Annotated in this window: 24 protein-coding genes; 21 read left to right on the top strand and 3 right to left on the bottom strand. The window is 61.9% G+C overall.

The features are described 5' to 3' along the window. Genes ACYP01_RS24160 through ACYP01_RS24100 form a run of 13 tightly spaced genes read left to right on the top strand, consistent with a single transcriptional unit; the run spans nucleotide 1 to nucleotide 11861 of the window. Nucleotides 1-903 carry a NifU family protein gene (locus tag ACYP01_RS24160; RefSeq protein ID WP_404649503.1) on the top strand — a complete coding sequence of 301 codons (903 nt, stop codon included), beginning with the start codon at nucleotides 1-3 and terminating at the stop codon, nucleotides 901-903. Between the two features lie 19 nt (nucleotides 904-922). Next, the gene (locus tag ACYP01_RS24155; protein ID WP_064444498.1) at nucleotides 923-1543 is read left to right on the top strand and encodes a DUF5947 family protein; all 621 of its coding nucleotides are present in this window, start codon (nucleotides 923-925) and stop codon (nucleotides 1541-1543) included. After that, entirely contained in the window at nucleotides 1540-2178 is a 639-nt protein-coding gene (locus ACYP01_RS24150) for a DUF6084 family protein (protein WP_003942181.1), read from the top strand. Before ACYP01_RS24155 ends, ACYP01_RS24150 begins: the two co-directional genes overlap by 4 nt. Beyond that, a complete protein-coding gene (locus tag ACYP01_RS24145; protein ID WP_404649502.1) occupies nucleotides 2175-3536 on the top strand; it encodes a hypothetical protein in 1362 nt (453 codons plus the stop codon). The genes ACYP01_RS24150 and ACYP01_RS24145 overlap by 4 nt, the downstream gene beginning before the upstream one ends. 48 nt (nucleotides 3537-3584) lie before the next feature. After that, a complete protein-coding gene (locus tag ACYP01_RS24140; protein ID WP_003942178.1) occupies nucleotides 3585-3704 on the top strand; it encodes a DUF6893 family small protein in 120 nt (39 codons plus the stop codon). Nucleotides 3705-3710: 6 nt separating this feature from the next. Beyond that, nucleotides 3711-4205, top strand: coding sequence for a hydrogenase maturation protease (locus ACYP01_RS24135; protein ID WP_003942183.1), 495 nt, complete (start codon nucleotides 3711-3713; stop codon nucleotides 4203-4205). 3 nt (nucleotides 4206-4208) lie between these two features. Then, entirely contained in the window at nucleotides 4209-4493 is a 285-nt protein-coding gene (locus ACYP01_RS24130) for a HypC/HybG/HupF family hydrogenase formation chaperone (protein WP_404649501.1), read from the top strand. After that, the gene (hypF, locus tag ACYP01_RS24125) at nucleotides 4490-6778 is read left to right on the top strand and encodes a carbamoyltransferase HypF (protein ID WP_404649500.1); all 2289 of its coding nucleotides are present in this window, start codon (nucleotides 4490-4492) and stop codon (nucleotides 6776-6778) included. Before ACYP01_RS24130 ends, hypF begins: the two co-directional genes overlap by 4 nt. A 16-nt stretch (nucleotides 6779-6794) precedes the next feature. Next, nucleotides 6795-7094: a HypC/HybG/HupF family hydrogenase formation chaperone gene (locus ACYP01_RS24120; RefSeq protein WP_003942168.1), complete on the top strand. Its 300-nt coding sequence runs from the start codon at nucleotides 6795-6797 to the stop codon at nucleotides 7092-7094. After that, nucleotides 7091-8203: a hydrogenase formation protein HypD gene (hypD, locus tag ACYP01_RS24115; RefSeq protein WP_003942127.1), complete on the top strand. Its 1113-nt coding sequence runs from the start codon at nucleotides 7091-7093 to the stop codon at nucleotides 8201-8203. The genes ACYP01_RS24120 and hypD overlap by 4 nt, the downstream gene beginning before the upstream one ends. After that, nucleotides 8193-9263: a hydrogenase expression/formation protein HypE gene (hypE, locus tag ACYP01_RS24110; RefSeq protein ID WP_209921149.1), complete on the top strand. Its 1071-nt coding sequence runs from the start codon at nucleotides 8193-8195 to the stop codon at nucleotides 9261-9263. The genes hypD and hypE overlap by 11 nt, the downstream gene beginning before the upstream one ends. Further along, the gene (locus ACYP01_RS24105; protein WP_404649499.1) at nucleotides 9263-10012 is read left to right on the top strand and encodes a DUF6390 family protein; all 750 of its coding nucleotides are present in this window, start codon (nucleotides 9263-9265) and stop codon (nucleotides 10010-10012) included. Before hypE ends, ACYP01_RS24105 begins: the two co-directional genes overlap by 1 nt. Nucleotides 10013-10043: 31 nt before the next feature. Continuing rightward, a complete protein-coding gene (locus ACYP01_RS24100) occupies nucleotides 10044-11861 on the top strand; it encodes an ABC transporter ATP-binding protein/permease (RefSeq protein ID WP_459682833.1) in 1818 nt (605 codons plus the stop codon). Between the two features lie 82 nt (nucleotides 11862-11943). Here ACYP01_RS24100 and ACYP01_RS24095 read toward each other — a convergent pair whose 3' ends face one another. Continuing rightward, on the bottom strand, nucleotides 11944-14349 hold the full coding sequence (locus tag ACYP01_RS24095) for a LuxR C-terminal-related transcriptional regulator (protein ID WP_459682831.1): 2406 nt from the start codon (nucleotides 14347-14349) through the stop codon (nucleotides 11944-11946). A gap of 153 nt (nucleotides 14350-14502) precedes the next feature. Here ACYP01_RS24095 and ACYP01_RS24090 point away from each other — a divergent pair, with 153 nt between their 5' ends. The 3 genes from ACYP01_RS24090 to ACYP01_RS24080 all read left to right on the top strand — a co-directional run bounded on the left by ACYP01_RS24090 (nucleotide 14503) and on the right by ACYP01_RS24080 (nucleotide 18671). Then, nucleotides 14503-16167 (top strand): alpha/beta hydrolase, encoded by a 1665-nt coding sequence (locus ACYP01_RS24090; protein ID WP_003942128.1) that lies wholly within the window; start codon nucleotides 14503-14505, stop codon nucleotides 16165-16167. A 103-nt stretch (nucleotides 16168-16270) separates the two neighbouring features. Beyond that, the gene (locus ACYP01_RS24085; RefSeq protein ID WP_459682828.1) at nucleotides 16271-17695 is read left to right on the top strand and encodes a hypothetical protein; all 1425 of its coding nucleotides are present in this window, start codon (nucleotides 16271-16273) and stop codon (nucleotides 17693-17695) included. A gap of 313 nt (nucleotides 17696-18008) precedes the next feature. After that, nucleotides 18009-18671, top strand: a complete 663-nt coding sequence (locus ACYP01_RS24080; RefSeq protein ID WP_459682826.1) for a GAP family protein — start codon at nucleotides 18009-18011, stop codon at nucleotides 18669-18671. A gap of 51 nt (nucleotides 18672-18722) precedes the next feature. On the opposite strand, the gene ACYP01_RS24075 is transcribed toward ACYP01_RS24080, so the two are convergent. Beyond that, the gene (locus tag ACYP01_RS24075; RefSeq protein WP_459682824.1) at nucleotides 18723-20186 is read right to left on the bottom strand and encodes a glycoside hydrolase family 5 protein; all 1464 of its coding nucleotides are present in this window, start codon (nucleotides 20184-20186) and stop codon (nucleotides 18723-18725) included. A 176-nt stretch (nucleotides 20187-20362) separates the two neighbouring features. On the opposite strand from ACYP01_RS24075, the gene ACYP01_RS24070 reads away from it, so the two are divergent. Then, the gene (locus tag ACYP01_RS24070) at nucleotides 20363-21283 is read left to right on the top strand and encodes an alpha/beta hydrolase (RefSeq protein WP_459682822.1); all 921 of its coding nucleotides are present in this window, start codon (nucleotides 20363-20365) and stop codon (nucleotides 21281-21283) included. A 16-nt stretch (nucleotides 21284-21299) separates the two neighbouring features. Here the strand turns inward: ACYP01_RS24070 and ACYP01_RS24065 are convergent, their stop codons facing one another. Beyond that, nucleotides 21300-22502, bottom strand: coding sequence for a PucR family transcriptional regulator (locus ACYP01_RS24065; protein ID WP_459682820.1), 1203 nt, complete (start codon nucleotides 22500-22502; stop codon nucleotides 21300-21302). A gap of 196 nt (nucleotides 22503-22698) precedes the next feature. On the opposite strand from ACYP01_RS24065, the gene ACYP01_RS24060 reads away from it, so the two are divergent. From ACYP01_RS24060 to ACYP01_RS24045, 4 genes are read left to right on the top strand one after another with little or no spacing between them, the layout of a single operon-like run. Beyond that, complete coding sequence (locus ACYP01_RS24060) at nucleotides 22699-22956, top strand: DUF3311 domain-containing protein (protein WP_054825613.1); 258 nt, start codon at nucleotides 22699-22701, stop codon at nucleotides 22954-22956. Beyond that, nucleotides 22953-24449 (top strand): sodium:solute symporter family protein, encoded by a 1497-nt coding sequence (locus ACYP01_RS24055; RefSeq protein WP_019748102.1) that lies wholly within the window; start codon nucleotides 22953-22955, stop codon nucleotides 24447-24449. The genes ACYP01_RS24060 and ACYP01_RS24055 overlap by 4 nt, the downstream gene beginning before the upstream one ends. Further along, nucleotides 24446-26035: an amidohydrolase gene (locus tag ACYP01_RS24050; RefSeq protein WP_459682817.1), complete on the top strand. Its 1590-nt coding sequence runs from the start codon at nucleotides 24446-24448 to the stop codon at nucleotides 26033-26035. The genes ACYP01_RS24055 and ACYP01_RS24050 overlap by 4 nt, the downstream gene beginning before the upstream one ends. Before the next feature lie 50 nt (nucleotides 26036-26085). Further along, nucleotides 26086-26241 (top strand): hypothetical protein, encoded by a 156-nt coding sequence (locus ACYP01_RS24045; RefSeq protein ID WP_157770401.1) that lies wholly within the window; start codon nucleotides 26086-26088, stop codon nucleotides 26239-26241. The last annotated feature ends 262 nt before the right edge of the window (nucleotides 26242-26503 follow it).

Raw genomic sequence — 26503 nt, 5'->3', positions numbered from 1 at the left:
ATGGAGCAATCGGCCGACTACTGGCGCGGAGCAGGTGAGCGCATCGAGACGTTGTTGCAGGCCAACGCCGGCGCAGGCCCGGTGGCGAGAGATCGCGCCGAGCAACTGGTGCGTGAGGTCGTGCAGTTGTACGGCGCAGCACTCGAACGCACCGTCGCTCTGGCAGATCCGGCCACGATGGATGCGATGGTTCGCGACGATCTGGTGTCCAGCCTGCTACTGGTGCACGGACTTCACCCGCACGACGTGGAGACCCGCGTCCGCACTGCGCTCGACAGCGTGCGTCCGTACCTCGGTTCGCACGGAGGCGACGTCGAACTGATCGAGGTGGCGGGCGGCGTAGTGCGACTACGGCTTCTCGGGAGCTGCAACAGTTGTCCTTCGTCCTCGGTCACCCTCGAAACCGCGGTCCAGGACGCGGTGCAGGCGGCGGCACCCGAGACCACCGGAATCGACGTCGAAACACCGGATCCGCACGAGGTGAAGTCGGGTGTGATCTCGGTCGAGTCCCTCTTCTCGCACGTTCACGCCGACGGGGGAGGTACGCACTGGGTGGAGGTCCCCGAATTCGCCGAAGTCGAGGTGGGAGAGGTCGCGGGCTTCCGCGTGTCGGGCACCGATCTGTTGGTCTGCCGCTCCGGTTACGATCTGTACGCGTATCGCGACCGTTGCCCGGTGTGTGAGCACTCGATGGCGGGGGCTGTGCTCGAACGCATGATGGGCCGTCCTGCCCGAGACGCCGCTGTCCTCACCTGTCCGACGTGCTCTGCCCACTTCAGTGTGTACGGGGCGGGAGCGCGGGTGGGCACCGGCTCCGAGCACCTGGCGCCTGTGCCGGTGCTGATTCGCGACGGAGTGCTCTCGGTCGCGCTTGCTGACGAGTCTGTGATACCGGTGACCTAGCCGTGAACGCAGCCCCGTCATGAAAGTCACTGTGGGAGAGGTGCTAACACGAATCGCCTCGTCGCGTGTCGTTCCGACCGGACCGAGGTGTGAGATGTGTGCGGCGGGCATAGGCGACGAACACCAGCACGTCGTGGACGTACAGGTCCGGAGCCTGATGTGCGTGTGCCGACCGTGCTATCTACTCTTTGCACCGGTCGACGCGGACCTTCGATACAAAGCGGTTCCCGATCGGTACCTCGAGTTTCCGGACTTCGACCTCGGCCCTGGCCGGTGGGAGTCTCTGGAAATCCCCGTCGGCCTGGCATTCTTCTTCCGCAACTCACTCCTCGACAAGTACATAGTCTTCTATCCGGGACCGGCCGGAGCTACCGAATCCGAGTTGCCTATCGACTCGTTCGAGACTGTGCTCGCGGAGAATCCGGGGCTCTCGCAGATGCGGGCCGACGTCGAGGCGTTGATCGTGTCGGTGCCCACGTCAGGACAATCGCCGAGATGCTTCGTTGTTCCCATCGACGCCTGTTACGAACTGGTGGGACGATTGCGCACCGTGTGGCGCGGATTCGACGGTGGCCAGGATGCCGCACGCGCAGTGGACGAGTTCTTCGGGCGCGTCGAGGCGCGAAGCAGGTCGGCATGACTGTTCTCGACTTCTCGGTCGACAACATGGAGGTGGAACCGTACGCGGTTACGCCGAATCTGACGGTGAGATTGAGAATGTCGGAATCCACCGGCACGACCGTCCGCGCGGTGGCTCTGCGCGCGCAGGTACGAATCGAACCACACCGCCGACCGTACTCCGACGCCGAAGGCGAAGGTCTGCGCGATCTCTTCGGTCCGCGGGAGCGTTGGTCGAGTACGCTGCGCACCTTCCTGTGGATGGAATGTTCCACGGTCGTTCAAGGATTCACCGGAACAACGGTCGCGGCCTTACCCATGGCGTGTACGTACGACTTCTCGGTGACGGCGTCGAAGTACATGCACGCACTCGGAGACGGAACGATTCCGATCGTGGTTCTACTGAGCGGCACGGTATTCACCGACGGACCGCGTGGTTTCTCCGTGCAGCAGATCCCGTGGGACAGATCTGCTGCCTACGAATTGCCGGTCGACGTGTGGAAACAGCTGATGGCTGCGCATTATCCGGCGTCTGGTTGGGTACGCCTCGACCATGAGACGATTGCCGATCTCGTGCGGTTCAAGGCAGCGCACGGCCTCACGGACCTCGATTCAGCCGTGCGGCAGTTGCTGACGGCGAGCCAGGTGCCGCGATGACTCGAACGGGGATGGATCACGACGTTCGGGCCGTGGCCGACGCCGTCCTGTACGAGGGATATCTTCTCTATCCCTACCGGGCCGGCTCGGCGAAGAATCAATCCCGTTGGCAGTTCGGGGTTCTCGGACCGCCCGGCGCCGCCGAGGTCGGAGTCGGCGAGGAACCGTCGATGTCCGCGCAATGTCTGCTCGGCGAATTCGAGCGGAACGGCGTCGAAGTTTCTGCGACTGTGAGATTTCTGCACCACCAGTCGCGGACGGTTGAACGACTCGGCGCCGGCGGGGCGTGGATCCCGGTCGATCGGTTGGTAGTCGGCGAGCGGGAGTCGATCTCGTGGGACGAAGCCACCGAGTCCGAGATCGTGTTGGGTCCGTGGGGTCTGGACGAACTCGAGGCCGGCGTCGAAGAAACCTTCTGTGCGGCCGGAGTTGTCGAAGGAGAGACTTTGTCGGACTCTCGGGGCAGGGTGGTCGGACGGATCGTTCGGACACGGCTTCCGGTGAATGGCCTCTTGGCGGTGAGCGCCTCCGCCGGGGACGGACGCACGGTGATTTCGGTGGAGATCATGAACGCCACGAGCGTCGACGCACGGGACAAGGGCACGGCCACCGCGCAATCGATGCTGGGGACTCACGTCATTGTGAACTGCACAGGCTCGAGGTTCCTGTCGTTGTTCGAAGAAGCAGATCACTCGGAGCAGTTGCGGCAAAATCGCTGTTATCCGGTGCTTGCGGGGACCGAGAACCCCACTTACCCTGGCACATCGCCAACCGTTCTGGTGTCACCGATCATCCTGTACGACTTTCCCGAGATTGCGCCGCAGAGCGAGGGATCTCTCTTCGACTCGACCGAGATCGACGAAATTCTCACCCTGAGAATCCTTGCCATGACCGACGAGGAAAAGGCGCGGGCGCGAGCTACCGACTCCAGAGCTGCCGACATCATCGACCGATGTGAGCGATTGACGGACGACGATCTAGCCGGCCTGCACGGCGTGCTGCGAGATTCGAATGCCGGTTCTGATCTGATACCCGAGGTGCCTGACGGTGTGGACTGGTGGACCCCGGAAGCCGACACCAGTGTTCAACCACGCACCGACGCAGTTCTGATCAACGGCGTCCGTGTCTCTGGTGGAAGTACGGTTCGGCTCCACCCCTCACGCCGCGCTGATGCTCAGGACCTGTTCTTCGACGGCCGGATCGCCCACGTCGCCACCATTCATGAAGACGTGGACGGCGACATTCATGTTGGGGTGACACTGTTGGACGATCCGGCCGCCGATCTGCACAACTGGTACGGCCGCTACCTGTACTTCGCGCCGGACGAGATAGAGCCGATGCCGCGCGACAGCGCGTGACGTACTCACAGGTATCGAACTTCACAGCTATCGAGAGGAGAACTCGCCATGAGGAGCATGGGATTGCTGTCGACGGCACTTCTCGGCGCCACCGCGATCGCAGCCGCGATCGTCCTGGTGGTGTCGATGCCGGACATCCAGCGCTATCTGCGAATGCGAAAGATGTAAAGCGCTGTGCGCGTGCTGATTGCAGGTGTCGGAAACATTTTTCTCGAAGACGACGGATTCGGCCCCGAAGTTGTTCGGGCGCTGCAGCATGAGAATCTCCCATCGGGAGCTCGCCTGGTCGACTACGGGATTCGGGGCGTGCATCTGGCGTACGACTTGTTGGAGTCGTGGGACGCCCTGGTCCTGATCGATGCCTTACCGGCGACCGGAGTCCCGGGCAAGCTCGCGATCATCGAAGTGGACCCCGAAAGTGAAGGCCCGCAAGGAGGTTTCGACGCGCACTCGATGCATCCGAGTTCGGTGTTTGCCAGCCTGCAGGCCCTCGGCGGAACACTCCCGCGGACGTTCGTGGTGGGGGCACATGCGAAATCGATCGGCGACGGAATCGGATTGAGTGCGGAGATGCGTGATTCGGTAGGGCAAGCCGCTTCGGCGGTGCTGGCACTCGTCCGGTCCATCGACGTGGATTGTGATGCCACCACTTTGGGGCCGGAGGTGTGAGTCATGTGTCTGGGGATTCCGGGACGGGTACGCGAACTACTGGACGGGTACGGCGGTCAACTCGCCCTCGTCGACGTGGAAGGTGCACCGCGCAAGGTCAACATCGGAATGCTCGACGAAGGCACCGTCACGGCAGGTGACTGGGTGGTGATCCACATGGGCTTTGCAGTCGAGAAGGTCGACGAAAAGGGAGCGCAGCGCGCCCGGGCCGGCCTCGAACTGATGGGCCGTGGTCAAGACGGTGAGATCGACGAGTCCGATACTCGTACCGGCGAGGTCGGGACATGAAGATCGCCAGCCGTGTCATCGTTCGTGGCGTAGTCCAGGGGGTTGGATTCCGGCCGTTCGTCCATGCGACCGCCACCGAACTGGGACTGTCGGGTTCGGTGGGAAATTCTGCTCTCGGTGTCGTGATCGACGTCGAAGGCGACGGAGAGACAATCGATGCATTTGTCGCTCGGGTGCGAAACCACCCCCCACCGCTGGCACGGGTGGAGTCGGTAGAGCGCGAGGACTCGCGGCCGGTTGGTCGTGAGGGGTTTTGCATAGTCGAGACGGATGCGGGGTCGGTCGGGCGAACCTTGGCGCCGGCGGATGTCGGGATCTGCGACGACTGCCTCCGGGAACTGACTGATCCGAGCGATCGGCGATATCATCATCCATTCATCACCTGCACCAACTGCGGTCCGCGATTCACGATCATCGAATCGCTGCCCTACGACCGGGCCGCTACGACGATGAAGCGATTCCCGTTGTGCGCGAACTGTGCGGCGGAGTACGTGGATCCCTCCGACCGCCGGTTTCATGCGCAACCGATTGCCTGCCCGCAGTGCGGTCCAACGCTATCGTTCGTGGAAGGGGACGCGCCCGCCGTGACCGGTGAGGGTGCACTGCTACGAGCCCGATCCCTACTGCGAGACGGGAAGATTCTTGCTGTCAAGGGAATCGGAGGATTTCACCTGGCTTGTGATGCCCGCGACGACCGCGCGGTTCACGAGTTGCGTGAACGCAAGCATCGAGCAAGCAAGCCGTTGGCGGTGATGGTGCGCGATGTGCCAGAAGCCAGAGAGTTGGGTGTGGTCGGGGATGCCGAGGCTGATGCCATGTCCTCGCACGAGCGCCCGATTGTGCTGGTTGCCAAAGCGTCTGGATACGCGCTTTCCCCCTTGATTGCCCCCGGCATTCCGGATATCGGAATCATGCTGGCCTACAACCCGATTCAGCATCTTCTTCTGGGTTTGGCCGGAGAAGCTGCGGGCCCGGCGGTGTTGGTCATGACATCGGCGAACATCGGCGGTGAGCCGATTCTGTACTCCGACAACGATCTCGAACGATTGGCTGACCTGGCCGACGGGGTATTGACCCACAACCGTCCGATCTTGATGCCGTGTGACGACTCGGTGATGCGAATAGTCGGCAGTGGAAGACAGTTGCTTCGTCGCTCGCGCGGATATGCTCCGCTGCCCGTCACCGCGCCGTTCGACGTACCGCCTACCTTGGCGGTCGGGGCCGACCTGAAGAACACCTTCTGTCTTGCCGAGGACGGATATGTGTGGCCGAGTCAGCACATCGGAGACATGGGCGACCTCGCTGTCATCGACAGTTTTGCTGCGTCGGAGAGTCACTTCGAATCGATCACGGGGGTGGTGCCGCACCAGATCGCTTGTGACGAGCATCCGCGGTATCGCTCGTCCTCGTGGGCTCGCAGTCGTAGTGGTGACCGACCGGTGCGCATCGTCGGGCATCACCACGCACATGTGGCTTCCGTGATGGGGGAGAACGGCCGGGACGGGAGCGAACCAGTTCTCGGAATAGCGTTCGACGGCACCGGCTACGGGGCGGACGGCGCAGTGTGGGGAGGGGAACTACTGCTGGCGACGTACAAGGGTTATCGCCGTCTCGCGCATCTGGGATACGTACTGCTGCCCGGGGGCGATGCCGGAGTGGAACGGCCGTACCGAATGGCGCTCGCCCACCTGTGGCATGCCGGGTTGGACTGGGAATCCGACCTCGCGCCCGTGGCAGCCTGTCCGCCCCGAGAGCAGTCGGTCCTGCTTCACCAGATGGAAACCGGTTTCGGGTGCGTGGACACCTCCAGCATGGGGCGGTTGTTCGACGCAGTCTCCTCGCTGACCGGGGTCCGACAGAGGGTCGACTACGAAGCGCAGGCTGCCATCGAGTTGGAGGGGGTGTCGAGGGGAGTCGACAGCGCCGGTTCGCGGTACACCTTCGATTGGAAGCAGTCGGACGACGATTCTTGGACCGCAGATCCGCGGTCGGTCATCCGGGCTGTTGTCCGCGATCTCCGGGAGAAGTTGCCCGCCGAAGTGATCGGCGCCCGTTTCCACGAATCCGTAGCGCACCTGGTGCTCGAGTGGGCAATTCGTGGCCGGGAACTGGCGGGAGTGGACGAGGTAGTACTCACCGGAGGTGTCTTTCAGAACCCTCTACTGCTCGTTCGGGCGTGTGCTCTGCTCTCAGACGCTGGATTCACGCCGTTGACAGGACTGGAGTTGCCGCCGAACGACGGCGGTCTCGCCTACGGCCAAGTGCTGGTGGGGAGTTCGTCATGAGGTCAGGAGTTGTGCCATGTGCCTAGCCGTACCGGGACGTATCGAGTCCCTGGAGGAACGCGACGGAACGACGATGTCGGTGGTGAACTTCGGTGGCGTCCGAAAAGAAGTGTGCCTCGAGTACATTCCGGGCGCCCAAGTCGGCGAGTACGTCGTGGTGCACGTCGGATTTGCCATCCAGCGACTCGACGAGGAATCCGCTCGCAGCACGCTGGCGGAATTCGAGCACCTCGGCGTACTCGAAGAGGAATTCGGTGACGGGTTCGAAAGGGCTGCCCGGGCCGCGGGGATCGAACCGAAGGAGACGGAATCATGAAATATCTGGACGAGTTCTCCGATCCGGAACTGGCCGGCAAACTGCTGGATCAGATCCGTGCGCTGGCCACACGGCGATGGGCGATCATGGAAGTGTGTGGTGGTCAGACACATTCGATCATCAGACACGGCATCGATCAATTACTTCCCCAACAGATCGAGATGATCCACGGACCCGGATGCCCGGTCTGTGTCACCCCGCTCGAGATCATCGACAAAGCTCTCGACATCGCGGCAAGACCCGATGTCATTTTCTGCTCCTTCGGGGACATGTTGCGAGTTCCGGGGAGTTCGTCGGATCTGTTCCGCATCAAGAGCGCCGGCGGTGACGTGCGGGTGGTGTACTCACCGTTGGATGCACTGACTATCGCCAAGGAGAATCCGGGCCGGCAAGTGGTGTTCTTCGGGATCGGATTCGAGACCACCGCGCCGGCCAACGCCATGACCGTCTATCAGGCCAATCGCCTGGGTATCGAGAACTTCTCCCTACTCGTCTCGCACGTTCTGGTCCCGCCGGCGATGGCCGCGATCATGGATTCGCCAGAGTGCCGCGTGCAGGCATTTCTGGCGGCGGGGCATGTGTGCAGTGTGATGGGAACGTCGGAGTACCCGGCGCTGGCCGAGAAGTACAAGGTCCCGATCGTCGTCACCGGATTCGAGCCGCTGGATCTGCTGGAGGGCATCAGAAAGACGGTGCTGCAGTTGGAATCGGGTCGATACGAGGTCGAAAATGCTTACGCCCGTGCCGTCACCGCGCAGGGCAACACCGCAGCGAAAGCGATGCTCGAGGATGTGTTCGCCGTGTCGGACCGGACGTGGCGCGGCATCGGATCGATCCCGGACAGCGGTTGGCAGCTGGCACCGAAGTATGCGTATTTTGATGCCGAAGAGCGTTTTTCGGTGACCGATATCCATACCGACGAGTCGAGCGTCTGCCGTTCCGGAGAAGTGTTGCAAGGTTTGATCAAGCCACACGAGTGCAGTGCCTTCGGGAAGGAATGCACTCCGCGGAATCCGCTCGGTGCCACGATGGTGTCGTCCGAGGGGGCGTGCGCCGCGTACTACCTGTACCGGCGCCTGGAACTTCAGGAGGCGGGTCATGCCGGCTGAGGAGACCGCTGTAGTGGACTTGTCGGCGTGGGTCTGCCCACTGCCGCTGCGTGATTCGCCGAACATCGTCATGGGGCACGGCGGTGGAGGAGCGATGTCCGCCGAGCTCATCGAGCACCTGTTCCTGCCCTCGTTCGGAAGCGCTGCCGATGCAGAACTCGGTGACTCGGCCGTATTCGACGTCGGCGGGGTGCGGCTCGCGTTCTCGACCGACTCGTATGTCGTCAAACCCATGGTGTTTCCCGGCGGAACGATCGGCGATCTCGCTGTCAACGGAACGGTGAACGACCTGGCGATGGCGGGAGCGCAGCCATTGGTGATGTCGACGGCATTCATCCTGGAAGAAGGAACGGCGCTGACCGACATCGCGGGAATCGCGAAGGCGCTCGGTGAGGCCGCGCACGTTGCCGGCGTTCGGCTGGTGACGGGTGATACCAAGGTCGTCGATGCCGGTCACGGCGACGGAGTCTTCATCAACACCGCAGGAATCGGGATTGTCGCAGACGGGGTGGACATCAGCCCCACTCGCGCACAAGTGGGTGACGTCGTGATCGTCAGCGGCGACATCGGCGTTCACGGCGTGGCCGTGATGAGTTGTCGCGAAGGGCTCGAATTCGGGACCGAAGTGCGCAGTGATTGTGCGGCCCTGAACGGCGTGGTGGCCGACATGATTGCCACCGGTGTCGACATCCACGTCCTGCGCGACCCTACGCGGGGCGGAGTCGCCGCGACCCTCAACGAGATCGCTCAGGCGTCGAACATCGGGGTTGCGCTGGTGGAGCGAGATCTGCCGATTCCCGCTGACGTGCGCGACGCCTGTGGGCTACTCGGCTTGGATCCGTTGTACGTCGCAAACGAGGGCAAGTTGATCGCTTTCGTTCCACGCGAAGATGCCGCCCTGGTTCTGGAAGCGATGCAAGGCAATCCACTGAGTGTGGGAGCCGCCGTGATCGGGGAGTGCGTGGCCGAACATCGCACAATGGTGGTGGCGCGTACGGCATTGGGAGGCAATCGGGTAGTGGATCTGCCGGCAGGTGAACAACTTCCGCGGATCTGCTGATGACTGCCGTCGGTATGAACGGGCCGGCATTGTTTGCCCGTTACGCGTATCCGCCGAACGAGTTGGGTTACTGCGGACCCGACGATCCTTCAGTGCTGCTTCGTCTGGCCAGCGGCAACTCGGGCAGCGGCGACCGTGATCACGCTCGTCAATTCGACGGTGCGTGGCCGTACCTCGAGGCATTGGCTGTAGGAGCGGGCATCGACGACCCCCTGGATTCGCGAGTGATCGAAGCCTATTGGGTGGGAGGTGATCTCCTCGACTCTCTCGATTCGGGGAAGTTGTTGCAGCACCTGAGAAAAGCCTTCGGTGAACGGGAGAACACCGGGTTCCTCCCCGTCCTCGGGGGTCGCGACCGCGCGCTTGCGCACCACAGTTTTCACGTATTTCTGGTGTATCCGTGGGTCAAGCTTCTTCGGAAGCGCGGTGCGGTCCCACTGTCCGTCCTCCAGAACTGCCGGATCAGATGGGGAGTGGTCGAGGACGTCGGCGAGGAGCATGCATTGGTGGTTTCGTCCCCGCTCGAGTTCGACGGTGAGCAACTCGCACGCGGCCGACCGGCAACGCAGAGAGTGCGGTGGAGGGTCGAGGGCAACGCGCTAGCGGCGATGCCCGTCGCCGGCGCTGTGGTGACGATGCACTGGGATTGGGTGTGCGACAGGATAACGGCAGAGCAATCACGTGCATTGGATGCCGCGGAAGACTCGGGATTGCGGATCGCGAACCGAATGCTGTCGACCGATATGTGATCGTCAGTTCCCCTCCAGGACGGAGGCTACGGTGAATTGGGGTAGCGCGGTACCGGACAGCGCACTGTGGTTGGCAGAGGCATATGCGATCACGGTAGTGGTTCTCGTCGTCACCGCGCTGCTGCTTGCTCGGTATACCCCCTGGGGCAACCAGTTTCGGCGAATGGCTTGGCCCTACTTCGATCCCCGGCGCACCGTCATTCCGCTGTCGATTCTCGCGTTACTGCTGCTGCTCACGATATTCGGTGTCCGCGTGACGGTGTTGTTCTCGTACTGGTACAAGGATTTCTACGACGCCATTCAGAACCTCGACGAAACCGCTTTCTGGCACTACCTGCGAGTGTTCGCGATATTGGCCGCAGTCCACGTCGCGAACTCACTCGTCGTCTACCTGGTAGGCCAAACACTCGATATCAATTGGCGCAGTTGGCTCAATGACACATTGACCGACGATTGGCTCGACGGCCGCGCGTACTATCGCGGAAACTTCCTGGAGAACCCGGTCGACAATCCGGACCAACGTATTCAGGCAGACATCACCGCATTCGCGACGTCGTCCCGCACGTTGTCCATGGGCGCCGTCGCCGCAATGGTGTCGATCGTCAGCTTCACCAAGATCCTGTGGGATCTGTCCGGGCCGTTGACTGTTTTCGGTGCAGAGATACCGCGAGCGATGATCTTTCTCGTCTACATCTACGTGTTGGTGACCACGGCACTCGCATTCTGGATCGGCCGGCCTTTGATCATGCTGAACTTCTTGAACGAGAAACTCGGCGCCACCTTCCGGTACGCGTTGGTTCGACTGCGGGAGTACGGCGAAAGCATCGCCTTCTATCGCGGAGAGAACGTCGAACGACGCACGCTCGGACTACGTTTTGCTGCAGTGATCCGCAATATGTGGGCGATCGTCTTCCGGACGCTCAAGTTCAGTGGCTTCAATCTGGCAGTGGATCAGACAGCGGTGGTGTTTCCGTTTCTGGTCCAGGGATCTCGATTGTTCAGCGGGCAGATCACTTTCGGCGACGTGATGCAAACTGCTCAAGCATTCGGCCAGGTGCACAATTCGTTGTCGTTCTTTCGAGAGTCCTATGCCGATTTTGCAAGTTTCCGGGCCACACTGATCCGTTTGACCGGGCTCGCCGATGCCAATCGTCGTGCCCGCGCACTTCCCGTGCTCGACGCGTTCTCCGCTGGCAGTCATTTGGTTGTTCGGGGACTCGACGTGCGCACGCCGGTTGGTGAGGCGTTGATCTCCGAACTCGACATGTCACTGGGGCCCGGCGATGCACTGCTGGTGAAGGGTCCGTCGGGTAGCGGCAAAACCACGCTGCTCCGCAGCATCGCGCAGTTGTGGCCGTACACAAACGGTTCCGTGACCACCCCGGTCGGAGACGTCCTGTTCCTCTCACAACGGCCATACCTACCATTGGGTTCTCTGCGCGCGGGTTTGGTATATCCGGACCAGTTGCCCTCAGGTCAGCCGAACACCGGGCGCTCGGACTTCGACGACCGCAGGCTCCACGACGCGCTCGCCGAGGTGCATCTCGCACATTTGATCGGTCGGCTCGACGAGCCGGCTGATTGGACTCGAATTCTGTCGCCGGGCGAACAACAACGGTTGGCGTTCGCCCGAGTCCTCCTGATCCGACCGCGAACCGCATTTCTCGACGAGGCGACATCCGGAATCGACGAAGGCCTCGAGTACACGCTCTACGACATCCTTCGCCGTGAACTGCCCGACAGCATCATTGTCAGCGTCGGGCATCGCAGCACTCTCGACGTTTTTCACAATCGACAACTCGAACTGCGTGGTGCGGGACACTGGACTCTCGCTGATCACGAAGGCTGAGAAAACTTTCGACGGTCGGATTCTTGCGACAGGATTCGGCCGGGTTACCCGCCGCGCCGCGATCGATCGAAGACACCGACCGTCACGAGGTCGAAGGGTTGCGGAAGTCGTTTGTGTGCTGGAGCACCCAGGCCGCAATCCTGGTGCGCGAGTCGTACCCCAGTTTGTTCAGTATGTGATCGACGTGGCCGTCGACAGTGCGCTGAGAAATGACCAGCTTGTCCGCGATTGCTCGGTTGGTCAGGCCCTGTGCGACGAGTTCGGCCACCTGCTGCTCCCGCGGAGTCAGCACTTCGTCAGCCGCCGATTTCGGTGATCCCCCGGGCGGTTGCTCTCTCAGCGCGCGGGCCGCTGCGTCGTCGAGAGTCAGAGCTCGTCCATGATCGAATGCTGTTTGAAACACCCTGTCTCCGATCCGGTTACGAGCCTCGGTCACGCTGTTTTCGTGGTACGGGACCATGCTCCTGAAGGTGTCCATCGGGCTGCCCGTGGCGGTGAACAGCGTGTCGGCAGCTCCCATCAGTGTGGCTGCCAGCTTTACGTCCCGGTCGACAAGCGTCCACGCGATTTCCTCGAGGCACCATGCACATCCGAACCGGTTACCCAGCCCTCGAAGCAATCGGAGAGAATCTTCGAGTAGCTCGATACCGCGAGCGTGGTTGCCATGACGCCACAGGGCGGATCCGTAGTCCGACATCGTCATCGACCGCCACAAGATTTCGCCGCGCGATTCGGTGAGGGCCAACTCCTCCTCGTAAATGCTTGCAGCCCGGTCGGTTTCGCCGAGTGCGTCGACGACGAAGGCGAACCAGTAGAGCGCGGGTACCAGACGGGCGATGTCGTCGTTTGCCCGGAATGCTGCGACAGCCTGCTCCAGGTACTCGGCACCGCGCACGAGATCGCCGTCGGCGACCGCGACGAATCCGAGCGTGTACCGCGCCAGTATGCGTCCGTCGTCGTTCCGCTGCATCTCGGCCTGTCGCCGAGCCTCTTCGGCAATGCTTGTCGCCGAAGCGATATCTCGTTGGAGGGCTGCCAGCAGTGCGCCTGTCGCGGCGGCCTCGACTACCGCCTCACCGAGAGTGCCCTCGGTCAGTTCGGGCACCTCGGCCAGGGCGCGACCCAACCAGTAGCGACCTTCGTTGAATCGACCACGTGCAAGCCAGTAATCATGCAGAGCACTTGCGGTACGCAATGTGTCTTCGACCGAGTCGGGTTCGGTCAGACCGAATTCCAACGCGGTGCGCACGTTGGGTAAGTCGCGGTCGATCCGCGTCATCCAGTCGATTTGGTGCGGCCCCGTCCAGTCGACTCCGGCGCGGAAGACGAGTTGCCTGAACCACTCACTGTGCCTGCGCTGCAGCGAGACCCACTCGTCGACTGACACCAGTTCACGCCCGTAGTCGCGAAGAGTCTCGAGTAGGCGGTAGCGGACGTACGAGCCGTTTTGTTCACGGATGAGGATCGACTTGTCGACAAGGGACATCACGAGATCGCCCAAGTCGTCGTTCTGTGCTTCGTCGGCGAGAATTCCTTCGACGGACCCGAGATCGAAGCTACCCGCAAATACGCTCGAGTTCGCCCACAACGACTTCTCCGGCGGCGTACACAGATCGAAGCTCCAGTCGATACTCTGTGCAAGCGTTTGTTGACGCGCTGGAGCGTTCCGGCTGCCCCGCGTCAGCAGTTGGAAGCGGTCGTCGAGTTTTTGCAGGATCTGATCGACCGACATCGCCCTCAGTCGGGCAGCCGCCAGCTCGATCGGCAGCGGTAGTCCTTCCAACCGGCGGACGATCTTCTCCACAGCCGCGCTGTTCTCGCTGGTGATGCGGAAGTCCGTCACGGAGGAACGTGCCCGCTGCTCGAACAGCATCATCGCATCACCATCACGGGTGTCGGTTGGCGACGGCGCCTCGGTGGGAAATCGCAGAGGCGGCACCCGTAATACCATCTCGCCGGGAATGTCGAGCGGTTCTCGGCTGGTCGCCAGAAGTGCCAATCGGGCACAGCACCGGAGAAGTTCGGCGGCGGTGTCGGCAACCCAGCCGATGAGGTGTTCGCAATTGTCCAGAACAAGCAGGACACGTTCGTCGACGAGACGGCCGATCAGTACCGATCGCGGTGACCGCGTAGATCGGTCTTGTACTCCGAGTGCGGCAAGAATCGTCTGATCGAGAAGTGCCGGCTCCCGCAGTTCGCTGAAGTCGACGAACCAGACGCCCCCGGGGAACGTACGGGAGGAATCATCGGCGGCACGGAGCGCCAAGCGGGTTTTGCCGACCCCACCCAGGCCCGTAAGGGTCACGAGCCGGTAGTCCGACAGCAGGCGTCGGACTTCTTTGGCCTCGGACCGACGACCGACGAAACTGCTCAGTTCGATCGGTAGGTTTCCTCGTTTTGCCGCCATGAGAATCGCGCCGAATTTGTACGTGCTGAGTGGATTGACCCCACACAGTGTACGCGGAATCGCGTGTGTGAAATCTGTCAACGCACCACCGGCGTTCGCCCGTGATTGCCGTCGGGCCGAAGCTTTTCGGTGCATGACGCGGAATAGCGAACACTTTCCACCGACATAGTTCGCGCCTCATTCGAAAGGGATGAGAGGCGCATTTCATCTTTCTGGCGCACTTACGATTCGGGCATGAAACGTGTGTGGGAAGGTGTGCGGCGCTACGGCAAGACACTGCACTCGGTCGGGTTGTCGTTCGGTCTGGTGTTTTTCGTCCTCTCGATGAGCCCGTCCCTCTTACCGCGCGCGTGGTACCTGCAGGGCGTGGCAACCGGTATTTCCGTCGCCACCGGGTACGGCATCGGTGTGATCGTGGCGTGGATGATCCGCAAATGCGGAGTCGAACCGAGATGGTCGGACCGGACCAAGCGGATCGGTTGGGCCGTACTCGCCGTACTGGCAGTGATATTGGTGCCTCTTTTTCTGATCTTGGGTTCGTGGTGGCAGCAGATCGTCCGTGATCTGGTCGAGGCGCCTCGCGTGAACCGGGCGAACTATCTTCTGGTGCTGCTGATTTCGCTGGTGGTGTGGTTGATCTTGTTGGAGGTGGGTCGCGGTCTGCGGCATCTCACCAGAGGGCTCGCTGCCGTTGCTCTGCGGTTTGTTCCCAAGGAGGCAGCGAAAGTCGCGAGCTTGGTCGTCGTCTTCGCGTTGGCGATCTTCGTCGTCAACGGTGCCCTCTACAACGGGCTCATCGCTTTTGCGAACTGGAGTTTCTCCGGCGCGGACAACGACACGCCCGATGGTATCGACCAGCCTCTGATCGCCGAACGCAGTGGTTCACCCATGTCTGCCGAGGCATGGGATTCGCTGGGCAAGGAGGGTCGCACTTTCATGGGTAGCGGGCCGTCTGCGGTGCAGATTTCCGCGCTGACCGGCCGGGACGCGAAGCAACCCATCCGCGTGTACGCCGGCCGTGAGTCGTCGGATTCCGTCGACGGTGTCGCGCAGCGGGTCGTCAACGAACTCGAGCGCACCGGCGGCTTCGACCGTGCCGTCCTGGCAGTAGTGACCACCACCGGCCGCGGCTGGGTGAACGACGACGTGGCGTCCGCTTTCGAATACGTCCAGGGCGGCGACACCGCCATCGCGGCGATGCAGTACTCGTTCCTTCCCAGCCCTTTGGCATTCATCGCCGATCGCGAAACCCCGATGGCCGCAGGCCGGGCGCTGTTCAACTCTGTCTATGCGAAGTGGATCGATCTGCCACTCGACAAGCGCCCCAAGCTTGTCGTTTTCGGCGAGAGCCTCGGATCGTACGGGGGACAGGCCGCGTTCGCGGGAGCACAGGACATGGCGACGCGGGTGGATGGGGCATTGTGGTCGGGGACTCCGAACTTCACCGCTCAATGGCAGGAGATCACCAGCAGTCGCGACTCCGGCTCACGGGAAGCCGTGCCGGTGATCGACGACGGGCAGTCGATTCGTTTCGCTGCCTATCCGGAGGATCTCGAACTGGATGCGCCGTGGAACGACTCACGCGTCGTGTACTGGCAGCACGCCAGCGACCCAATTGTCTGGTGGTCTTTCGACCTGCTTCTGAACAAGCCGGACTGGCTTGCCGAGCCTCTCGGCCGTGATGTCGATCCGGGAATGACGTGGATACCGTTCGTGACATTCTGGCAGGTGACACTCGACATGGTCTTCTCGGCGGACGTTCCGCCAGGTCACGGGCACAACTACGGTGCCGAGGCGGCGGACATGTGGGCGCGGATCCTGCACCCCGACAACTGGTCTCAGTCGGACACCGACGCGATTCGCGGCGCTCTGACGAACGACTTTCAACCCACCAAGTAGTAGTGCGGAGTGCGGACCTCGTGACGGTCTCTCGTCGTTGGACCGGGAGTACTCGCTCTAGATCGTTCTATCACTGTTTGTCAGCTATCTAACAAGGAGCGCGATGCATTCATCAAGAACACTCGTAGCTGCGGTGGCGCTGAGCGCGATCACTGTATTTGCCGGGGCTGGGTCCGCGGTTGCCGCGCCGGTCGGATCTGTCGATTTCGGTTCGTCGAGCGGATCCGGATCAGGAACCGGTTCGGCTAGCGGATCCGAATCTGGTTCTGTCGATTTCGGATCCGGCGGACCGGACGTCGAGCATCCGGTGTCGACCTGCTTCTGGTCCGTGCCGATCAATCCCGAGCGCGCGGACCCACAGCTCAACTACGCCTTTCCTGACACTGCGGCGATTTACTGGGCTGCGCAGTTCACAATCCCCGAGAACGCCGAGTTGGTTATCCGAGGGCAGTATGCGCATGCTCGCTATCAGTCGTTGAACTCGTACAACGCGGCAACCGCGATGCCGACCGCCGTCCTCAATGACATTTCGACTGCTCCGGACGCAGGCTCGCGCAATACCTATCTTCCCGGTGCCGATCGAGCGAACGAAGGTGCCAGGTCGTACACGGCTTCCGTCCTCAACGAGGCCTCACCTGCTGAGCCGAAACCCAACACCTTGTATGCCGGTGTGCCAGGTCAGAACCGGATAAGCCTGCTTTATCGCATCTACCTGCCGGACAATGGGCGTGATCTCACCGGCGGCGTAGGACTGCCTGAGCCAGAGCTGCACCTTCCCGGTGGTCAGGTGCTGCGGGGGCAGGATCTGTGTTCAGCGGTCGGTGCGGACAACGGAATCTTGAAGCCGGCTTCGCTGCCGTTAGACACGTACAAGGCATTGCGTGACCAACCGGGCAAGCCTGCGACATTCCCTTCAGAGCAGGCACCAGTCTGGCGGGCGTACTACAGCGCCGAGTTCACGCTCGGCTGTACCTATCTCGGCAAATGCGATGGCACACCCCAGCGGGTGGGCGGGCAGTACTCCAACATCGACAACAGCTACGTCACAGCCGAAGTCAACCGTGGGTTCGGCGAAGTTCTAGTACTTCGGGGAGAGTTGCCGAGGACTCCGAAGACTACAGGCGGCGCAAAGAATCTCGACAGCGCAGTCGACATGCGGTTCTGGTCGATGTGCAGCAATGAATCGCTGGCAACGACGAAGGTAGCGACGTGTCTGTTCGACGAGCAGATGGCCACTGATGCGGATGGTCGCTACACGATTGTCGCGTCGCTCCCTGAAGACCGACCCGCAAACGCTACGAAGGAATGTGGGGTGTCATGGCTTTCGCTCTCGCCGGCCGGTGACGGCGCAGGGCATCCCGACGATTCCCTCTTGATCATGCGGAACATGCTGCCGGCCAAGGACTTCAGCCACGCTGCACACGATACCAAGACGCCCGGCGACGAGAAGGCCGTGATGGGAGAGTATTTGCCGGACGGGCAATATACGTCCAAGCTCGCGTTCGAGGGCAGTGGCTGCGCGAAGTAACCCGTCTTTACGCGTGAGGTCACTACTCGAGATTGTGTCTGGTGATCCTCCTCGATGATGTCGGCTGCGCTCTGCTGCGAGCGCAGCCGACACACCGTTAGCCAAGTCTTTTCGCGATCTTCGGTGGGGAATCGAGGCCTGCGGTTCAGGCACTCATCCCTTTCGAATGAGGCATCAACTACGCAGGCGCTCGCAGTGTCAGCATTGTCGCGCAGCGGTATCAGCTGTGCTCTGTTGTCCGTCGTGGCGGACAGGGGCGCCTTTTCTCGCCTACCGCCTATCCTGCTTGCCGCAATCAGAAATGAGTTTTGACATGGGTTCCGTTGTCGGAGAGCTTCTCCCATTGGCCGTCGGTGTCGCCGTGTCGCCGGTGGCCGTCATCGCCACTATCTTGATGTTGCTCTCCAAGCGAGCGGGTAGCACCAGCGCCGGGTTCGCGGTGGGCTGGTTACTCGGAATCTTCATCGCTACAGTTCTTTTCGTCATCTTGTCCAGTGCCGTCAGCACGTCAGACGACGGACCGTCCGCCACGGTTTCGTGGATCAAACTAGCTCTCGGTGTCCTCCTGTTGGCCGTCGGGGTCAAGCAGTGGCGGGGGCGCAGCGGCGAGCACGAAACACCGAAGTGGATGCAAGCCGTCGACGAGATGACCGCGGCCAAGGGATTGGGCCTTGGATTCGCGCTCGCCGCGATCAACCCGAAGAACCTGCTCATGTGCATCGCGGCCGGAGTGTCGATCGGCTCGGCGTCGTTGGCGACCAGCGGAGCGATCACCTCGATTCTCGTATTCACGGTCATCGCCAGTTCAACTGTCGCGATCCCGGTCATCGGATACCTGGTGGCTGCTGATCGCCTGCGAAAGCCATTGGCCAATCTCAAAGTCTGGCTCGAGGACAACAACACCACGGTGATGAGTGTGTTGATCTTGGTCGTCGGAGTTGTTCTGATCGGCAAGGGAATTGGCGGAATCTTCTGATACCCGCTCTTTCGCGTGGTGTGAACGCGCGATTCCCGGATGATCGTTCGATCAGGCGCGCTTGACCGCGTAGTCGCCGTCGGCGTGACCGATCAGTTGCCATCCGCCCTCGATCGGGGACAGTCGGACGTCGGAGAGATTCGTGGTCTCGAGCTGTGGCCGGTCGGTGCCGGGGTACCAGGCCTCGACCCGTCCGGTGCCGCTCCCGTCAAACCCGTCACGCGATACCTCCGTCAGCGTGCCGGGCGCTGCCCGCGGATACGCTCGCGAGAGTGGCGCGGCGAATCCCTCTACGAGCCCGAGTGATTCACCGGACGGGCAGTCGATGCGATTCAGATTTCCCTGCGGCTGGTGGGTATTGCCGTCGCGAACCGGGTGGGGGTCACCGCACGCTTGTGTCCACGACCACCACGCGCCGCCCATCCGGTACCTGTCGGTGGCATCGACGAAGCGGTCGACGTTTGCTCTCTGTTCGTCGGCGTCGCCGAACCAACCCCATTCACCTGTCCACAACGGTGCGTCGTACCAGGCGGCAGCGCGGTCGGCGATCTTGAATCCGTCTTCGATTCCGGGAAATTCGCTACTGACCGTTATCGATTCGCTGTAGAGATGGGGCGAGAAGACCACCAGGGGATCGGTCAGGTAATGGCGTGGAGGCAGCGCGTCGAGGCCGAAAGCCGACCAGATCGCGCTGGGCTCGAAGAACACGAGGTGTGGAAATCCTCCTGCTTCGGCCTGCCTGATGGCGTCGGTGGCCCGCTTGTAGAACTGCCCGATCTGATCAGCTGCCGTGAATGGATCGCGCAGGCCGGGGTTCGGTTCGTTCAACAGGTCGTATCCGGCTACAGCTGGTTCGTCTTTGAACTCGGCAGCCAACCGCGCCCACGTCGCGACGAGGCGACTCTGGATTCCTTGCTCGTCGTCGTAGAACGCCTGGAAGGCATGGGCGATCGCGGGTGCGGCTTCCCTGAGTCCACCGATGTTGCAGGTTGTCCATCCGCCGGTCAGGGTTGCCCACTCGGGTGCGCCGTCCCAGCCGACTCCCGGCCGCATGAATGACGGGCACGACTGGTCGCTCGGGGTGCCGACGTACGGGCCCCATGCATCCTGATGCATGTCGAGAACGGTGTAGATGCCGTGGTCTTTTGCATCCTCGACCGCTACTCGAACGCGGTCGACGTACGCAGTGTCGAATGCACCGCGGGTCGGTTCCAGGAGGGACCACGCGACGTTGAGTCGGACGACGTTGAAGCCCAGCGCTGCCATCTGCGCGAAGTCCGTTCTTCCCAGCGGCGTAACGGTGGGTAGACCGGTGCCGTTGGTTGCGTAGTCATTGAGACCGTTGGCGTTCACGCCGCGGAGCAACACCGTTCGTCCGTCGACGTCCTTGATCGTTCGATCTGCGACGGTCAGTTGGGGTAGAGTCCAGCCCGGATCCGGTGGTGCAGCGTTCGCCGCCGGAGTTGCAATCTGGAGGACCAGGATTGCGAGGGTGGCAAGCAACAGCGCACGCATCCATCGACCTTTCTAGACAAACGTCCAATTCCGAGTCGAGGCTAGCGTGAGAAGACCTCTTTCCGGCGCGGTTTGCTCATACCTGTCACGGCCCCGCGTTGCCGAGAACACGTCGGACACGTGCTCCTGCTGGAGGTGTCATCATTGTCGACAAGTCTCGACCCGAGGGAGCCCTGGTGAAGCTTGCATTGACTGATCTGATCGAACAAATGCCTCGTGACGATTTGGCGAGTACGCGAGCGTTCTATGCGTCGCGGCCTGCCGGTGTCGGTCCGAGTTCCCTGCAGGAACTGCTTGTGGTGCGAGCATCCAGGGTGGTTGATCCCACGGCGAGCCGGGCTGTTGAACACAGACTCGACATCGAGGGCCGATCCGTTTCGGTGCGCGTAGTCACTCCGAAAGACGGCGATGTCAACGGGGTCTATCTGTATCTTCCGGGTGGGGGTTTCTACATGAGTTCAGCGGCCAGCGCTGACGCCCGAAGCATGAGACTTGCCGACGAGGTCGGGGTGGTAGTGGTTACCGTCGATTACCGGCTTGCACCGGAATTCCCTTGGCCGGCAGCGCCGGACGATTGTGAGGCAGTCGCCTTGTGGCTGCTTGAGGTCGCTGCCGAACGGTTCGGGACGACCAGGCTCGCCATCGGTGGCATGTCGGCGGGGGCAACCTTGGTGACGACGACGTTGCTGCGCCTTCGTGATCGAGGTCTGGCCAAGGCATTTTCGGGTGCGGTGCTGGAAGCGGGCACGTACGACGTCAGTGCCCAGACTCCCGCGGGCCGCACCATCAGCGACGAATACTTCATCGAAGCCTACGTCGGCCATGTCGATGATCGCACTCTCCCGGATATTTCTCCGACATTCGGCGACCTCAGCGGCCTGCCGCCGACCCTCGTTGTCGTTGGATCAGAAGACGTGGTCCTGGCAGAGAACCTTGCCATGGTGGCGCGACTGTCGGCGGCCGGAAACGACGTCGACTTGCGTCTCTATCCTGATGTCCCGCATGGATTTACAAACCATCCAACGCCTGTTGCCCGCCGCGCTGCGTCGGATATGGGTGCCTGGCTTGGGCAATGTCTCGACGGCGAGTCGGAGTGACAAGCACGGGCGCGGTTCAGCGTGCCGAGGACACGCGGCGCGTGTTCGGTGTCAGATGGTGGTCGAGCGTTCGGCGATGAAACAGTTCGAGGCTCACGATAGATTTCATCAAGCCGTCGAGGGTTCGCGCATCCCATCCGGTCAGATGCTGCCAGCGGTCGAGTCGATACGTGACAGAGTTCGCATGTAGGTGGATGTCACGGGCGGCAGCGCTGACGGAGAACCCGCTTCGGGCGAAGGCGCGGACGGCATCCATCAGATGTGAGTGCTCTTCGGCCACGGACGCCCCAGCCTGTAGAAGCGGCAGCAGCTCGTCCTGGTGGGTGGCAAGAGTGGCGATGAGCCATTCGTCGGCAAAACTGACCGTCGTGCCCGGCGCTGTCGCCAACTGCAATGTGCGCTCGGCGTCGGTGATGCTTTGAGCTGCGCCGACGAGCCCGACCCGGGGCATCCCGATACCTAGTGACGTTCGTGGATGATCTCGCATGATTGCGTGGATGACTTCGGTTGGTTCGCCCTGACACATCACGATTACTCGGGAGCCATGTCGACTGCAATGCGCGACAGCATGCACGGAATCCAGGGTTCGTTGCAGGTTTTCCACTTGTGCTTCTGACCATTCCTCCTCGACGGCCGACAGTGCTTGGAACGATTTCTGTGTATCGAATCCGAGGGTTTGTGCCAGCTCTCGGGCGTTGCTCAGTTCCATATCCGTTGCACTGTGCAGTGTTTCGAAGAATCGGTATCGAACGCCGGCGCGGATGGCCTGCTCGCTGCGCGTTGCCTCGGAGTGTCCGACTGCGACTGCGCTCGTCGCGGCGTGAACGAGGTCCCAGAGTTTGCCGCCTGCTTGCAGCAGCTCGTGTGTTGGTTTCGTGGACCGCTGGACCATCGTGTCCCAGAGCTCACGAGATGCAATGTGATAGGTCTCGATGACATCGGAGAGGGGGAGCCCTTGCATCGCGCGACGGCGCCCGAGTTCGCGGTTTCGGTCGGTGTCTTCTGTGGTGATCGTTTCGTTCTCGGCGACGGCACACAGCATTGCGGACAACTGTTTGCGGATGTAGTTGCCTTGCTCGGCCACTGGTACCGCGGAGTAGGCCGGGAGTTCGCTGCGAATCTGTTGTACCGCGCGTTCGGTGAGCGCTTCGAGCTCGTCGGAAACCTCGCGACACAACCGACGGATCGTGTCTTCTTCTTCGACGTCGGCTACGTCCACGGGGTTACTCCTTTGTGCGTGCTTGGTCTTGCGTCCCGTGAATTTCACGAACGAGCGTCGTGGATTCCGGGGTTCACCCATGGTCCCGCCATAGTGACGGGAGGCACACTCAACGCTAGACCGGACGACGATTCGACGGCAAAACGCCCCTCGCCTCATCTGCTCCGGATCGATCAACGGCTAAGGAGCCACAATCATGTCCAACGAGGCGAAGAGTGCCTTGCTCGCAATCGGAGTTCCGTTCGTCGGGGTGCTGGGCGGGATAGTTGCGCTCTCCGGATCCGAACTGACTGTTCTCGGATTTCCCATTTTGTTCGCGTGGCTTTTCCTGTGGATGCCGCTGACCTCGTTGTGTCTCCACTTGGCATGGAAGTTCTTTGACCGCAGGGACTTCGAGGAATCGGAACGAAACGAACTGGCTCAGGCCAAGACCGAGATCGGGGATCCGACATGATCGCTGCAACATTTACGCTCGTGCTACTCCTCGCGCTCGGCGCCGGAGTGCTTTCACGCCGTGGAAGCAAAAAAGAGATCTCCGACTACCTCGTGGGCGGGCGATCTTTCGGTCCCGTGCTGGTTTTCATCCTGGGAGCAGGTGAGGCCTACAGCATCGGTACGCTCATTGGATTCCCCGGCGGTGTGTACGCCCACGGGGCAAGCTACGGCGTCTGGTTCATCGGATATATCTTGCTTGCCTATCCGATCGGATACTTCTTTGCGCCCTACCTCTGGCGGGCAGGCAAGCGGTACAACGCGATGACGCTGCCCGATGTGGCCGGGCGGCACTTTCGGTCGCGCGGGTTGGAACTGACAATCGCGATTGCCTCGGTAGTCTTCCTCATTCCCTGGGGGCAGTTGCAGCTTGCCGGCCTCCAGGTCGCACTGAGCGGACTTGGCATCACCATCAACCCGACGGTGGCAGTTTTCGTCGGCGCTGCGCTTGCTCTGCTCTTCCTCCTGCTTTCGGGTGTACGTGCACCGGCGTTCGTGTCTTACGTCAAGGACGCCGCTCTGCTGCTGGGAGCGATCCTGATCGGACTGGCCGCCACGGCCAAATCCGGCGGTATCACGAAGCTCTTTGCCGATGCGGCATCCCATGGGGCCGGGCAGGCCTCGCAATCCACCGTCACCGGTTCGTCGCTGACCTTCGTGCTCACCACAATTGTGTTCCAGTCACTCGGCTTTTTCGTCTTCCCCTTCATCGTGCAGGCCGTGCTTTCGGCGAAGTCCGAGGCAACCCTCAAGCGAGTCGCCCGATTCAACCCGCTGTACATGCTCATGTATCCCTTCCTCGTCGCTGCTGCCTTCGGAGCAATTTCATTGCTGCCCAACAAGCTCGAGGGCGCAGAGTCCAACGAGGTACTCCTGCAACTGTCCCGCCTCGTGCTCCCGGACTGGCTGACCGGAGTGGTGGCGGGTGGTGCGGCACTGTGCGCGATCGTTGTTCTGTGTGGCTCGGCGCTGGGAATCGGCTCGATCGTCTCGCGAAACATCGTTCCTGGAATACCCGAATCACGTCAGAGAGTGTGGGTGCGCGGGGTCATAGTCGCCTACCTCGGCCTCTCGCTGATCCTCACCCTCGCCGCCCCCCAATTGCTGCTGACGCTGGTGAATACCGCGTATTACGGGGTGACCCAGGCCGTGGTGGTGTTCGCGACGATGATCTTCGGATGGAAGCTGCGACCGGCAGCGCTCGCGATGGGCGTGGTGCTCGGCGATGTGCTGGTGCTCTGGCTGTACCTCGACACACACGGCACGGTATCGATGTGGTTGGCGGACAAAGGCATAAACATCGGTGCCGCAGCCCTTGTTCTGAACGTGTTGTTCGTGTCCGCCACCCGGGTGATGTGGCCTCCTGTCGAAGCGGTTTCGGGCCTCCGTGCAGAAAATCGATCGGCACCAGTGCCTTGCCCCGCAGTCCCGACCGCGAAGGCGGATATCCGATGACTCGGACACTACTCACCGCAGATGCAATCCTCACCCAAGACGCAGCGTCACCCCAGGTTGAGGCGCTCGTCCTCGATGGAGGCGTGGTTGTCGCCACCGGAAGTCGAAAGGACATGGGGGAGTACGCCGGACCGGAAACTCGTCGGCTCGATCTCGCCGGCGCTACTGTGATCCCGGGGCTGATCGAGTCGCACATTCACCCGACCTACTCCGGCTTGACTGACGGATGGGCTGATTGCCGGACGCCACCGTGCGCCTCGATCACGGATATCCAAGGGGCTCTGCGGAACTCCACTCCCACTCACGGCTGGATACGTGGATGGGGGTACGACGACACACAACTTCGAGAAGGTCGCCATCTCACACGCGATGACCTCGACGCAGTCTGCACCGACCGCCCGATCATCGTTCTGCACATCTCGGGGCACTTTGCGGTGGCAAACACTGTTGCGTTTGCAACTGCAGGCATCGACGAATCGACGGTGGATCCCGGGGACTCGCAGTTTCCGCGTGGGGCGGACGGGAGGCTCACAGGGATGGCCTGGGAAATCGACGCCGTGGCACGGTTGAGCGGCGCGATACCAGACCTGACACAGGCAGAGGTGCAGACCGCGTTGCTGCGTAGCTTGACACTGGCGCGTTCGCGAGGAATCACGACCGTCCACGATCTAGGGGTCGGCCTGTCGGCGGGCATGCAGGAGTTGGCCGCCTATCGTGCCCTGGACACCATGGGCGAGATGCCCGTGCACACGGTTGGCTTCCTTCGGGGTGATCTCGCGATCGCAGAACTGGAGGAAAGGAACATCGCTTTCACGGCTGCACCGGCCCCAGGGTCACGCTTCCGCCTGGCCGGCGCCAAATTCTGGGCGGATGGGTCCATTCAAGGATTGTCTGCAGCCTTGCGAACTCCGTATACCTGCAGCCCGAACCATCACGGTGATCTGCTCTATCCGCAGGAGCAACTCGACGACATGGTTCTCCAGGTGCACCGCGAGGGAGGTCAGGTCGCGGTGCACGCCAACGGCGATGCGGCTGTAGCCGCCGCCATCGCGGCGCTGCGCAGTGCGCACCGCAGTGACGGACGTCGAGCGCGGCACCGTATCGAGCACTGCCAGGTGAGTAGGCCTGCGGATCTCGAGGCGATACGTGATGCCGAGATCGGGGTGAGCTTTTTCGTCAACCATGTTTTTCATTGGGGCGATCGTCACCGTGACCGTTTCCTCGGTCCTGAGAGAGCCGGCAACCTGGACCCGCTGGCGTGCGCCGATGACATCGGCTTGAAATTCGGGCTGCACTCGGATTGCCCGATAACGCCGATGGATCCCCTCCAGACGATTAGGACTGCTGTGAATCGGCTGACCATGGGCGGTGCCGTGCTTGGCGCCCACCAACGGATCGGAGTGCAGCGTGCAGTGCAGGCCATGACTGTGGACAGTGCGTACTTGGTCCATGACGAAGGACGGGTGGGGATCTTGGCGCCGGGTCGTCGTGCGGACCTTGTCGCGCTCGACGGCACTCTTGCTGCTCTCGCAGACGCTTCGTCCGACATTCCTCAGCCTGCACTGGTCATGGTCGACGGCCGGTAGCGCATGAGATTGATTTCGTCCCAACGGATACCAGCTCGAGGTGGAAATTCGTGCAGTTGCTCGACAGTGAAGTTGTTCGGCGCTGTGCAGTTACGGCTGCCGCCGCGGCCGCGGTCTGTCGTTCGAACGGGCCCGGCGTGGTCGATGGCGACGCAGTGACGGGCAAGAGTTTCTTCCTGCAGGATGGCGGCTGGCCGGGCACCTGAACACATGTCCGGTTTCTGGAGCAAAGTCGGGACGAGGAGCGCGCCACCCTTGTAATCTCGCACGGGAGTTTGCGGGGCGCGGGGTATCCCGCACAGCGAATGAGAGGATGAAGGTGACAACTGTCTACACGCGCCGCCGAGGGGCGCGCCCTTTCGGAATCGCCCTCGCTGCGCTGGTCGCCATGGGTGCGGCCCTGACAGGCCCCACACTCGCCTCCGCCTCGAGCGGCGACCTGCAATTGGGTTCGAGTCAGTTCGGATC

This window comes from Rhodococcus sp. no. 34 (assembly GCF_054589475.1).
Note: the sequence above shows the minus strand (reverse complement) of the source record. Positions and strands in the feature narration are given on the sequence as shown.

Bases quoted from the DNA above. Each gene is read 5' to 3' on its own strand.
- ACYP01_RS24160 (WP_404649503.1), top strand. From the start codon at position 1: ATGGAGCAATCGGCCGACTACTGGCGCGGAGCAGGTGAGCGCATCGAG.
- ACYP01_RS24155 (WP_064444498.1), top strand. From the start codon at position 923: ATGAAAGTCACTGTGGGAGAGGTGCTAACACGAATCGCCTCGTCGCGT.
- ACYP01_RS24150 (WP_003942181.1), top strand. From the start codon at position 1,540: ATGACTGTTCTCGACTTCTCGGTCGACAACATGGAGGTGGAACCGTAC.
- ACYP01_RS24145 (WP_404649502.1), top strand. From the start codon at position 2,175: ATGACTCGAACGGGGATGGATCACGACGTTCGGGCCGTGGCCGACGCC.
- ACYP01_RS24140 (WP_003942178.1), top strand. From the start codon at position 3,585: ATGAGGAGCATGGGATTGCTGTCGACGGCACTTCTCGGCGCCACCGCG.
- ACYP01_RS24130 (WP_404649501.1), top strand. From the start codon at position 4,209: ATGTGTCTGGGGATTCCGGGACGGGTACGCGAACTACTGGACGGGTAC.
- hypF (WP_404649500.1), top strand. From the start codon at position 4,490: ATGAAGATCGCCAGCCGTGTCATCGTTCGTGGCGTAGTCCAGGGGGTT.
- ACYP01_RS24120 (WP_003942168.1), top strand. From the start codon at position 6,795: ATGTGCCTAGCCGTACCGGGACGTATCGAGTCCCTGGAGGAACGCGAC.
- hypD (WP_003942127.1), top strand. From the start codon at position 7,091: ATGAAATATCTGGACGAGTTCTCCGATCCGGAACTGGCCGGCAAACTG.
- hypE (WP_209921149.1), top strand. From the start codon at position 8,193: ATGCCGGCTGAGGAGACCGCTGTAGTGGACTTGTCGGCGTGGGTCTGC.
- ACYP01_RS24105 (WP_404649499.1), top strand. From the start codon at position 9,263: ATGACTGCCGTCGGTATGAACGGGCCGGCATTGTTTGCCCGTTACGCG.
- ACYP01_RS24090 (WP_003942128.1), top strand. From the start codon at position 14,503: ATGAAACGTGTGTGGGAAGGTGTGCGGCGCTACGGCAAGACACTGCAC.
- ACYP01_RS24085 (WP_459682828.1), top strand. From the start codon at position 16,271: ATGCATTCATCAAGAACACTCGTAGCTGCGGTGGCGCTGAGCGCGATC.
- ACYP01_RS24080 (WP_459682826.1), top strand. From the start codon at position 18,009: ATGGGTTCCGTTGTCGGAGAGCTTCTCCCATTGGCCGTCGGTGTCGCC.
- ACYP01_RS24075 (WP_459682824.1), bottom strand. From the start codon at position 20,186: ATGCGTGCGCTGTTGCTTGCCACCCTCGCAATCCTGGTCCTCCAGATT.
- ACYP01_RS24060 (WP_054825613.1), top strand. From the start codon at position 22,699: ATGTCCAACGAGGCGAAGAGTGCCTTGCTCGCAATCGGAGTTCCGTTC.
- ACYP01_RS24055 (WP_019748102.1), top strand. From the start codon at position 22,953: ATGATCGCTGCAACATTTACGCTCGTGCTACTCCTCGCGCTCGGCGCC.
- ACYP01_RS24050 (WP_459682817.1), top strand. From the start codon at position 24,446: ATGACTCGGACACTACTCACCGCAGATGCAATCCTCACCCAAGACGCA.